A 10616-nucleotide genomic window follows, 5' to 3' on the forward strand; every position below is an offset into this window, starting at 1 on the left:
CATGCGTCATCCGGGCTCGCGGGCCGAGGCCAGGAAGCGCTCGTACACGTGGACGTACGCGGCGGCGAGGCGGGGATCGTGCGGCGGGACGTCGCGGGGGAGCAGCGGCACGTCGTCGAGCGAGCCGCCGGCCTGCCCGGCGATCAGCGCCGCGCCGGCGCACACCGCGTCGCCGTCCCGCACCACCTCGACGGGGACGGGCGACACCGCGGCCTTGACCCGCGTCCACAGCGGGATCCTGACCTGCCCGCCGAGGACGACGAGACGCTCGGGGGCGGTGCCGGTCACGGCGGTGAGCTCGTCCAGCATCCAGCGGGCATGCAGGCAGGTGCCCTCGACGGCGGCCGCCAGCAGGTCGCCGGGCGTGTGCTCGGGGCCGAGCCCCGACACGGTCACGCGGCGGTCGCGATCGGGCGCGGGCGCGACCCGGCCCCGCAGGTACGGCTCCATGACGATCCCCGTCGGCAGCCGCACCCCGTCCAGCAGCCCCGGCAGGGCGTCATATCCGCCTCCGCCGCCGGGGGAAGGGGCGTGCCCGCTCTCCCGCTCCCCGGCTGAGGGGGCGCGCCCGCTCTCCCGGTCCCCGGCTCGTCCGCTGCGGGAGGGGGAGTGCCCGCCCTCGGGCGCCAGCAGTCCCAGCACCCAGTCGAGCATGGCGCCGCTCGTGGGAAGCCCGCCGACCACCACGGTGCGGGCGCCGTCCAGTGACGGGTCGGTCGTGATGCCGAGGGCCAGACCGGTGCGCGGGTCCGGCCGGGAGTCCGACAGCACCATCACCGCCTCCGCCGTGCCGAGGGAGTCGGCCACGTCCCCGGGGCGTCGTACGCCCGACGCCCACGACCCCACCGCGTGGTCGTGCCCCGCGATCACCACGGGGACGCCGGCCGCCACCCCGCTCACCGGGGCCGTCAGCGGGCCGACCGGCTCCACCGCCCCAGCCGTGGGAGGCAGCTGCTCGACCCGCAGCCCGGCCAGCGACAGCAGGTCCGGGTCATAGGCTCCGGCCCCCGTGTCATAGGCCAAGGTGCGGGCGGCCAGCGTCTCGTGCGTCCGCAGCCGGCCCGTGAGCGCGTACGCCACGGCGTCGGGCACGTGCGCCCACCACCGCATCGACTCCAGCACGTCCGGCGCGTGGGTCCGCAGCCACAGCCACTTGGCCAGCGGCGCCTTCGGGTCGGCCCGGCGGCCGGTCAGCGCGTACAGCGCCGCCGCGTCCCGGCTCAGCCCGGCGGCCTCCTGCGCGGCCCGGGGGTCGTTCCACCACAGCAGCGGCATGAGCGGCCGGCCGGTCCCGTCCAGCGGCACGCCGGTCTCGGCCATGCCCGCGACCCCGATCGCGTCCGGCCCGCGCCCGGCCCGTGCGGCGCACTCGCCGAGCGCCCGCGACACCGTGGCCACGACGGCGGGCAGTTCGCGCGGGGTGGTCTCGCGCACTGACGCGACCCGGGCGCCTCGCTCGTCGAAGAGCCCGACTTTGACGTGGGTGGTGCCCACGTCGATCCCCGCCAGCAGCGCTCGCCGTGCCATCAGATGCTCCCGAAGGGACCGGCGGCTTCAGCCGTCGGGGGAATCGTGAGCGGGAGGGCCGTCAAGGCCCGAGCGTGCCCTGCCCTGCCTGGTCCGCGCATCACAGCTGTCCTTCCGGGTTTTGTCGGTGCCGGCCGATACCGTGGTCGTCTCGTTACCGAACGTGGGAGGTGGGAGTGCGCAGGTCGGTCACGTTCCTGCTGCGCCCCACCGGCAAGCAGGCCGCCGCGCTCACGCAGTGCCTGGAAGATCACCGGCAGCTCTACAACGCCGCGCCGGAGCACCGCCGCACCGCCTACGCCAAGGCCGGTGTCACGATCCGCTACGGCGAGCAGTCGGCGGAGCTGAAAGAGATCCGCAAAGCCGACCCTGACGGGCAGGGCCGCTGGTCGGCAGGCTCCCAGCAGCAGACCCTGCGCCGTCTCGACAGGGCGTTCGCGGCGTTCCGCAGAGTCAGGGCCGGGCAGAAGGCCGGGTACCCGCGCTTCAAGGGCCGGGGCCGGTTCGACATCGTGGAGTGGCCCGCGACCAAGAACGGCGCGAGGTGGGACTCCCAACCGCACGAACCGGTGCGACGGGTCTACCTGCTCGGCATCGGACATGTGCGGGTGCACCAGCACCGGGCCGTGAAGGGCCGGGTGAAGACGATCAGCGTCAAACGGGAAGGCTCCCGCTGGTACGTCGTACTGTCGTGCGACGACGTCCCCGCCGTGCCCCTGCCCGCGACCAGAGCGGTCGCCGGGATCGACATGGGCGTGGCGTCGCTGGTCACCACGAGCGATGGCGAGCACCACGTCGCGAAGGAGAACCGCCTGGCCCAAGCCGAGTTCGCCTGTACGGCGTGCGGGCATGCCGCACACGCCGACGTGAACGCGGCGATCAACATCTTGAGGGCAGGGCTTGCCCTTCGTGAGGCTGCGCAAGCGGCTTAGCGAGAAGCCGCTTCCTTCAGGGAGCGAAGGAGTCACGGTGTCACTATTCCGCACCGCCGCGCGGTGATCCCGCGCAGGGTCGAGCCTGGCCGTTGCGGCATCCGCGCGGCCCCGACTCCGTACGAGGCCCGAGACCATCGCAGGACCTGCTATGATCACTGCCTCAGCCTTAAGCCTTCCGCCCTTCCGGCGGGAGGCTTTTTTCATGCTTGATGACAACTTCTCCGTGCGGCCCGCGACAGGCGCCGACCACGCCACCGTGGAACGCCTCTGGCTGATGTTCCGCCATGACATGTCGGAGTTCCAGGGCGGACTGCCCCATCCCGACGGCACGTTCAGGAGCGAGCGGCTCCACTCCGCCTTCCACGACGCCGGCTGGGCGCCATACCTGATCATGAGCGGCGACCACCCCGCCGGCCTGGCGTTCGTGCGCGGGCTTGACGGCCCGGTACGGGTGCTGAACAGCTTCTTCGTGGTACGCGGCGCGCGCCGGAGCGGGATCGGCCTGCGAGCCGTCAAGGACATCGTCGCCCGACACCCGGGAAGCTGGGAGATCGCCTTCCAGGACGCCAACGCGGGCGCCGTGACGTTCTGGCGGCGCGTGGCCACGGAGATCGCCGGAGACGACTGGACCGAGGAGCGCAGGCCCGTACCGAACCTGCCCGACGAGCCGCCGGACGTGTGGATCTCCTTCAAGACGCTCGCCTGACGAGTTCCGGTGGGCCGCCGGACGGATCATGTCCGCCGGCGGCCGTGGGCCGCGCCCTGCCCGATCACCGCAGCGGACATCTCCGGCAAGAAGCGCGACGCCAGACGCACGGCGCGCCTGGAGCAGCGGACCGGCAAGCGCTTACCGTATGTGCGATCAGCGTAACGGACTCGTAACGAGGGATTGACATGCGGTTCATGCCAGGGCACTTTTGAGGCCAACTTAGCGACTAAAAGCAATTAGTAAATCGAAACTCCTTCTGGTCTCCCATGGCTTCCTCTCTTGATCGCCATGGCGATTGGTGCTTCCTAAATCGATTTACTAAAGCTTAGCCACGTAGTGGGAGGTGCCGCAGTGACCCAAGAGACCGGCATACGAGCCGGGGAGCCGACGGCGCCGTACGGCGCCGCGGTGAGCCGGCCGGAGCCGATCCACCTGCGGGCAGGCGGTGTCAGCCTGGTCCTGGACGTGGGCGGGCCGCGCCTGCCGAGCGTGCTCCACTGGGGTGGCGACCTCGGAGACGTCACGTCGGCGGAGCTGCGCGACCTGGCCCTCGCCGCCATTCCCGCCGTCGTCTCCAACGGTCTCGACACGCCCGCGGCCCTTTCGATGGTCGCCGAGCACGCGACCGGCTGGCCGGGGCTGCCGGGACTGCGCGGGCATCGGGGCGGCACGGCCTGGTCGCCGCTGTTCACGGTGACCTCGGCGCACGCCGATGGCGCGGAGGTTCGCGTCGAGGCCGTGGACGAGGCCGCGGCCCTGGAGTTGACGCTGTGGCTCGCACTCGACGACACCGGCCTGATCACGATGCGGGCCGCGGTGCGTAACCGGCATCCGGCCGAGCCGTACGTGCTGGACGGCCTCGTGCTCAGCCTGCCGGTGCCCGCCGCGGCCGCTGAGCTGCTCGACCTGACCGGACGGCACCTGCGCGAGCGGTCACCGCAGCGCCAGCCGTTCACGGTGGGCTCCCGGGTCCGGGAGAACCGGCGCGGCCGCACCGGAGCCGACGCGTCGCTGCTGCTGGCGGCGGGCGTTCCCGGCTTCGGATTCCGCTCCGGCGAGGTGTGGGCGGTGCACGTGGGCTGGAGCGGCAACCACGTCACCTACGCCGAGCGCCTGCCGGACGGCCGGGCCGTCATCGGCGGCGGCGAGCTGCTCCTGCCCGGCGAGGTACGGCTGGAGCCGGGGGAGGAGTACACGACTCCGTTGCTGTACGCGGCCTACGGCCACGGGCTGGACGACGTGTCGGACCGCTTCCACCGGCACCTGCGCACCCGGCCCGGCCACCCGCCGGCCCCGCGTCCCGTGGTCATGAACACCTGGGAGGCCGTCTACTTCGACCACGACCTCGCCAAGCTGTGCGCGCTCGCCGACCGGGCGGCCGAGGTGGGGGCGGAGCGGTTCGTCCTGGACGACGGCTGGTTCCGCCACCGCCGCGACGATCACGCCGGCCTCGGCGACTGGTATGTGGACGAGGACGTCTGGCCGCAGGGCCTGCACCCCCTGGTCGATCACGTGCGCGGACTCGGGATGCGGTTCGGGCTGTGGGTCGAGCCGGAGATGATCAATCCCGACTCCGACCTGGCCAGGGCCCACCCGGAGTGGATCATGTCGACCGGCGGGCGGATGCCGCCGGAGGCACGCCGCCAGCAGGTGCTCGACCTCGTGCACCCTGAGGCGTACGCGTACGTGCTGGACCGCCTGGACCGGCTGATCGCCGAGTACGCCATCGACTACCTGAAGTGGGACCACAACCGCGACCTGATCGACGCGGGCCACAGCCCGCTCGGAGAGCCGGCCGTCCACCGGCAGACGCTGGCGGTCTACCGGCTGCTGGACGAGCTGCGCCGGCGCCACCCCGGCCTGGAGATCGAGTCCTGCTCCTCTGGAGGGGCGCGGGTGGACCTCGGCATCCTGCAGCGGACGGACCGGGTGTGGGGCAGCGACTGCATCGACGCCCTGGAACGCCAGTCGATCCAGCGCTGGACCCAGCTCCTGCTCCCGCCCGAGCTCATCGGCTCGCACGTGGGAGCCGCGCACGCGCACACCACCGGCCGGCGCCACGACCTCGCCTTCCGCGCGGGGACCGCGCTGTTCGGCCACTTCGGCATCGAATGGGACCTCACCTCCGCCTCGGACGCCGAGCGAGCGGAGCTCGCCCGCTGGATCGCGCTCTACAAGGACGTGCGCGGCCTGCTGCACACGGGGCGGATCGTCCGCGCCGATCACCCGGACCCCGCGCTCTGGGTGCACGGCGTGGTCGCGCAGGACCGCTCCGAGGCGATCTTCGCGCTGGTCGCGGTCGCGACCTCGGTCGTCGCGCCACCCGGCCGGGTGCGGCTGCCCGCACTGGACCCCGGCGCGATGTACCGGATCGAGCCGCTGGCACCCGGCGACGTGGCTGTCGGCGTGAATCACGTACTCCCGGCGTGGCTGGCCCGCGGCGAGCTCCGCCTTCCCGGCTCGGTCCTGGAACAGGCCGGGATCCAGGCCCCCGATCTCCATCCAGAACACCTACTGCTGCTCCGGCTGACCAGGGAGTGATCGATGGCGGACACCGTCTCCGTTCCCACACCAAGACCCGGGGCGCCCGCCGGGCGCCGCAGGCCGCCACAGGCCCCATCGCACAAGAGGCGGGATCATCGGGCCGCGCTCTTCTTCATCCTTCCCGCGATGCTCGGGTTCGCGGTCTTCTACCTCTGGCCCACGATCCGCGGCGTGTACCTGAGCTTCACCGACTACAGCCTGCTCACCCCGCCCGAGTGGTCGGGACTGTCGAACTACACCAAGCTCATCGGTGACGGATCCTTCTGGAGCTCCCTCGCGGTGACCCTGGAGTACGTCGTCATCAACATCGGAGTGCAGACGATCGTGGCGGTCGTCCTGGCGGTCCTGATGCACCGGCTGACCAAGTCGAGCTTCCTGCGCGGAGTGCTGCTGCTGCCGTACCTCGTCGCGAACGTGGTCGTCGCGCTGGTGTGGTACTGGATGGCCGACTACACCCTCGGCGTGGCCAACCAGTTCCTCGGCTGGATCGGGCTCGGCCCCTTCGGGTTCTTCGGGGAAGAGCACCTGGTGATCCCGACGATCGCGCTGGTGAACGTCTGGCGGCACATGGGCTACACGGCGCTGCTGATCTTCGCCGGCCTGCAGGCGATCCCGAGGTCGCTCTACGAGGCGGCGGCGGTGGACGGCTCCACGGAGTGGCGCTCGTTCTGGCGGATCACGCTGCCGCTGCTGCGGCCGGTGCTGGCGATGGTGCTGGTCATCACGGTGATCGGATCCTTCCAGATCTTCGACACCGTGGCCGTCACCACCCAGGGCGGCCCGGCGGACGCCTCCAAGGTCATCTACTACTACATCTTCGAGAAGGCCTTCAGCCAGTTCGACTTCGGCTACGCCTCCGCGATGGGGGTCGCCCTGATCGTCATCCTCGCCGGTGTCTCGATGCTCCAGATGCGCCTGCTGCGTGCGGGCGAGTCGGACCTGTCTTAGAGGAGCGCTGCCATGACCGCGATAAGCATGCCCTCGGCGAAGACCGTGGCGGCCGGCCCGGCCGCACGCCAGGCACGTCGGGTCCGCATCGGCCGGATCGCCGCCTGGGCGGTGCTCTGGATCTTCGTCCTGCTCACGCTGTTCCCGTTCTACTGGATGCTGCGCACCTCGCTGTCGAACAACCGGATGCTGTTCTCCGACCCCTCGTCCTGGCTGCCGGTGGCGCCGACCCTCGGTGGATACGAGCGGGTGTTCGGGGCGGCCACCATCCAGGAGGCCCAGGCCCAGGGCGGGTCGGGAGCCTCCATCAGATTCTGGTTGTACCTGCGCAACTCGGTGCTCGTCGCCACGGTCATCACGGTCGGCCAGGTGTTCTTCAGCGCCATGGCGGCCTACGCCTTTGCGCGGCTGCGCTGGCCCGGCCGGGACAAGGTGTTCTTCCTGTTCCTGACCGCGCTCATGGTCCCGCCGATCTTCATCCACCTGCCCAACTTCGAGCTGATGAAGAGCCTGGGACTGCTCAACACCTTCGCCGCGATCGTGCTGCCGTACCTCTTCATGACCCCGTTCGCGGTCTTCTTCCTGCGGCAGTTCTTCCTGAACGTGAGCCGCGAGGTCGAGGAGGCCGCGATGCTCGACGGCGCCGGCTATCCCCGCATCTTCTTCCGCCTCATCCTGCCCATGAGCGCCGCGCCGATCGCCACTCTGTCCATCCTCACCTACATCAACTCCTGGAACGAGTACTTCTGGCCGCTGCTCGTCACCGATCCCACGGACGACGACGTCCGCGTGCTCACCGTGGCGCTCGGCGTGTTCAAGTCCCAGACGCCGCAGGGCAGCCCCGACTGGGCCGGGCTCATGGCCGCCACGCTCGTCGCGGCGCTGCCGGTGCTCCTGCTGTTCGCGGCGTTCGGCAAGCGCGTCGTCAACTCCATCCAGTTCTCCGGTCTGAAGTGACCCCCCGCTCTTCTCGCCAAGCTCCACCGGAAAGGACACATTGATGATCAAGAAGCTGCCGGCGGTCGCCGGCGTCGCCCTGCTGTCGCTGGCCCTCGCTGCCTGCGGCGGCGGCAACAGCGGAGGGGCCGCCTCCGCCGACGGGAAGGCGACCATCTCCTACTGGCTCTGGGACGCCAACCAGCAGCCGGCCTACCAGCAGTGCGCCACCGACTTCCAGAAGGCCCACCCGAAGATCTCGGTCAAGATCACCCAGCTCGGCTGGGACGACTACTGGACCAAGCTCACCACGAGCTTCGTCTCCGGGTCCGCGCCGGACGTCTTCACCAACCACCTGGCCAAGTACCCCGAGTTCGTCACGAAGCGCACCATCCTGCCGATCGACGACCTCGTCAAGCGCGACAAGGTGGACACCGGCATTTACGCGGAGGGCCTGGCCGACCTGTGGGTCGGCGCCGACGGCAAGCGCTACGGCCTGCCCAAGGACTGGGACACCATCGCCGTCTTCTACAACAAGAAGCTGACCGAGAAGGCGGGGATCACCGATGAGCAGCTGAAGAGCATGGCGTGGAATCCGACCGACGGCGGCACCTACGAGAAGATCATCGCCAAGCTGACCGTGGACAAGAACGGCAAGCACGGCGACGAGCCCGGCTTCGACAAGAGCAAGGTCGACACCTACGGCCTGTGGCTCGAGAGCTCCGGCAACGGCGTGGGCCAGACCCAGTGGAGCATGTACGCCGCCAGCAACGGCTGGAAGTTCACCGACAAGAACCCCTGGGGCAGTCACTACAACTACGACGACCCCAAGTTCCAGGAAGCCATCACCTGGTGGAAGAGCCTGATCGACAAGGGCTACATGCCGCCGCTCAAGGCGACCGAGGGCGTGGCCTGGAACGACATGCTCTCCGCGGGCAAGGCCGCCATGGGGACCAACGGCAGCTGGATGATCGGCTCGGTCTTCGGCGCCAAGTCCGCGAAGTTCGAGCCCGCGCTCGCCCCGCTGCCCGCCGGCCCGAGCGGGACGCGGATGAGCATGTTCAACGGCCTCGCCGACTCCATCTACGCCGGCACCAAGAACAAGGACGCCGCGTGGGAGTGGGTGAAGTATCTCGCCTCCCCCGCCTGCCAGAACGTCGTCGGTGAGCACGCGGTCGTCTTCCCGGCCATCCCCGCCGCGGTGGATGTCGCGCAGAAGAAGTTCGCGGAGAAGGGCGTCGACGTCGAGGCGTTCACCGTGAACGTCAAGGAGAAGACGACCTTCCTCTTCCCGATCACCGACCACGCCGCCCAGATCGAAGCCATCATGAAGCCGGCCATGGACGCCGTGGTCGCCGGCACCGCCCCGGCGAGCTCTCTGACCAAGGCCAACGAGCAGGTCAACGCCCTGTTCAAGTGAGCTGGGCGAGACGCAGGCGGACCCGGCGCCCGGCACTGTCGGCGCCGGGTCCGCCACCGGAACGGGGGGCACACATGTCCGATGCACACGGAAGAGTCACGCGACAGGCGGTACTCATCGGCCGGACCACCTGCGCTAGGCTGATCACGCCCAGCCGGCAGGCCGGGCGCATGCACGTGCGTGAAGCCCCCCGGTTTCGCCGTCGCCGCCTGGGCGTCGCGGTGGCGGCGGCCTGCCGGGCGGCGGTCGGGGGATCGGCCCGGAGCGACCGGGGAGCGGTGGGAGAGAGATCAGCACGGAGCGGCCGATGAGCACCAGGCAGGGAGCCCGGGCGCGCAGGCGGCGCCCTACCATGGCGGACGTGGCGCGGCTCGCCGGCGTCTCGCCGACCACTGTCTCTTTCGTCATCAACGAGCGGCCGGGCAGCGGCATCCCCGAGGAGACCCGCCTGCGGGTGCTGGAGGCGGTGCAGGATCTCGGCTACCAGCCCAACCGGCAGGCACGCAGCCTCCGGCTGCAGCGTACCCGTCAGCTCGGGTTCCACATCTCCGGCGAGCTGCTGGAGCGTAACCAGGTCTTCGCCGTGTCCTTCGTGTCGCCGCTGCTGCGTGAGGCCGAGCAGCGGGGCTACCAGATCCTCGTCTTCACCTCGAGCGGCGACGTCACCGACCGCCTGAGCGAGCTCGTGGCGGCCCACGGCGTCGACGGATTCCTGATCAGCGACTCCAGCATCGACGATCCGCGGGCCCGCTATCTCTCGGGAGTGGGCATGCCCTTCGCCTCGTTCGGGCGCACCGAGGCCGACCTGCCGCAGTCGTGGGTGGATGTGGACAATGCCGCGGGCATCGCTTCCATGGTCGACTACCTGGTCGGCAAAGGGCACGAGGACATCGCCTACGTGGGGCCCCGCCAGCCGGGCTACTGGTTCACCGAGCGGGTGGAGGGCTTCCGCGCCCGGGCGCGCCACCACGGCCTGTCCGTGCCCGGCTCTTGGGTGGTGCAGCAGCCGCAGGCGAAGGTCGAGGCCGCCGTGAGCAGGCTGCTGTCCGGGCGGCGGCGCCCCACCGCCGTGGTGACCGCGGCCGACTGGCTGGCCGTCGAGGCGATCCGCGCCGTACGGTCGGCGGGGCTGAGGGTCGGCCACGACGTGGCCGTGACCGGCTTCGACGGTGGTCCTCTGCAGTGGCTGACGGATCCGCCGCTGACGACCGTGCGGGTGCCGTTCGAGCAGATCGCTGTCGCGTTGGTGGAGCGCTGCCTGCGGGAGATCGAGGAGGGCCCTACGGGGGAGCCCGGCATCTACCTGCCGACCGAGATCCTCATGGGCGGCTCGGCCTAGCGCGACTCGCCGCGCTACTCGAGGTGTCCACACCTCGGGAGGAGGCCCTCCAGTTGAACGCGCCGCTGCCAGTGGTGGTGGCCGGCGACAAATGCCTCGGACCGGGTGCTGCCAAGGCAGCTGCAGCGGATGAGCGAGATCGCCTCTGTGATGGGGCGTCGCCGGGTACGCCGTCCAACTGGGGCACGGCCCCGTTCGCCCGCGCGCAGGCGGTCTACCGGCATTACGGGTTCGAGGAGATCGGCACCCGCCGCCGCT

The 10616-nt window shown here is 70.6% G+C and carries 9 protein-coding genes; 8 read left to right on the forward strand and 1 reads right to left on the reverse strand.

The window, feature by feature from the left end; all coding sequences use genetic code 11:
* Positions 1–6 precede the first annotated feature (6 nt).
* The gene (locus AB0H84_RS33840; RefSeq protein WP_357613402.1) at positions 7–1527 is read right to left on the reverse strand and encodes an FGGY-family carbohydrate kinase; all 1521 of its coding nucleotides are present in this window, start codon (positions 1525–1527) and stop codon (positions 7–9) included.
* A gap of 176 nt (positions 1528–1703) precedes the next feature.
* Here AB0H84_RS33840 and AB0H84_RS33845 point away from each other — a divergent pair, with 176 nt between their 5' ends.
* The 8 genes from AB0H84_RS33845 to AB0H84_RS33880 all read left to right on the forward strand — a co-directional run.
* Positions 1704–2459: a zinc ribbon domain-containing protein gene (locus AB0H84_RS33845; protein WP_357613405.1), complete on the forward strand. Its 756-nt coding sequence runs from the start codon at positions 1704–1706 to the stop codon at positions 2457–2459.
* Positions 2460–2664: 205 nt separating this feature from the next.
* Positions 2665–3168, forward strand: a complete 504-nt coding sequence (locus tag AB0H84_RS33850) for a GNAT family N-acetyltransferase (RefSeq protein WP_357613408.1) — start codon at positions 2665–2667, stop codon at positions 3166–3168.
* Positions 3169–3579: 411 nt separating this feature from the next.
* Complete coding sequence (locus AB0H84_RS33855) at positions 3580–5712, forward strand: alpha-galactosidase (protein WP_357613435.1); 2133 nt, start codon at positions 3580–3582, stop codon at positions 5710–5712.
* A 129-nt stretch (positions 5713–5841) separates the two neighbouring features.
* On the forward strand, positions 5842–6663 hold the full coding sequence (locus AB0H84_RS33860) for a sugar ABC transporter permease (protein WP_357613411.1): 822 nt from the start codon (positions 5842–5844) through the stop codon (positions 6661–6663).
* 12 nt (positions 6664–6675) lie between these two features.
* Complete coding sequence (locus AB0H84_RS33865; protein WP_357613414.1) at positions 6676–7620, forward strand: carbohydrate ABC transporter permease; 945 nt, start codon at positions 6676–6678, stop codon at positions 7618–7620.
* Between the two features lie 43 nt (positions 7621–7663).
* Positions 7664–9019 (forward strand): sugar ABC transporter substrate-binding protein, encoded by a 1356-nt coding sequence (locus AB0H84_RS33870; protein WP_357613417.1) that lies wholly within the window; start codon positions 7664–7666, stop codon positions 9017–9019.
* A gap of 307 nt (positions 9020–9326) precedes the next feature.
* Positions 9327–10358 (forward strand): LacI family DNA-binding transcriptional regulator, encoded by a 1032-nt coding sequence (locus AB0H84_RS33875; RefSeq protein WP_357613419.1) that lies wholly within the window; start codon positions 9327–9329, stop codon positions 10356–10358.
* A gap of 53 nt (positions 10359–10411) precedes the next feature.
* Positions 10412–10616, forward strand: a 205-nt coding sequence (locus tag AB0H84_RS33880) for a hypothetical protein (protein WP_357613422.1), incomplete at its 3' end; no start/stop codon positions are given.

Origin of the sequence: Nonomuraea sp. NPDC050786 (genome assembly GCF_040654115.1) — a bacterium.
Classification (GTDB): domain Bacteria; phylum Actinomycetota; class Actinomycetes; order Streptosporangiales; family Streptosporangiaceae; genus Nonomuraea.

Coding starts and splice junctions, on each gene's coding strand:
- AB0H84_RS33865 (WP_357613414.1), top strand. CDS start 6,676: ATGACCGCGATAAGCATGCCCTCGGCGAAGACCGTGGCGGCCGGCCCG.
- AB0H84_RS33840 (WP_357613402.1), bottom strand. CDS start 1,527: ATGGCACGGCGAGCGCTGCTGGCGGGGATCGACGTGGGCACCACCCAC.
- AB0H84_RS33875 (WP_357613419.1), top strand. CDS start 9,327: ATGAGCACCAGGCAGGGAGCCCGGGCGCGCAGGCGGCGCCCTACCATG.
- AB0H84_RS33850 (WP_357613408.1), top strand. CDS start 2,665: ATGCTTGATGACAACTTCTCCGTGCGGCCCGCGACAGGCGCCGACCAC.
- AB0H84_RS33860 (WP_357613411.1), top strand. CDS start 5,842: ATGCTCGGGTTCGCGGTCTTCTACCTCTGGCCCACGATCCGCGGCGTG.
- AB0H84_RS33870 (WP_357613417.1), top strand. CDS start 7,664: ATGATCAAGAAGCTGCCGGCGGTCGCCGGCGTCGCCCTGCTGTCGCTG.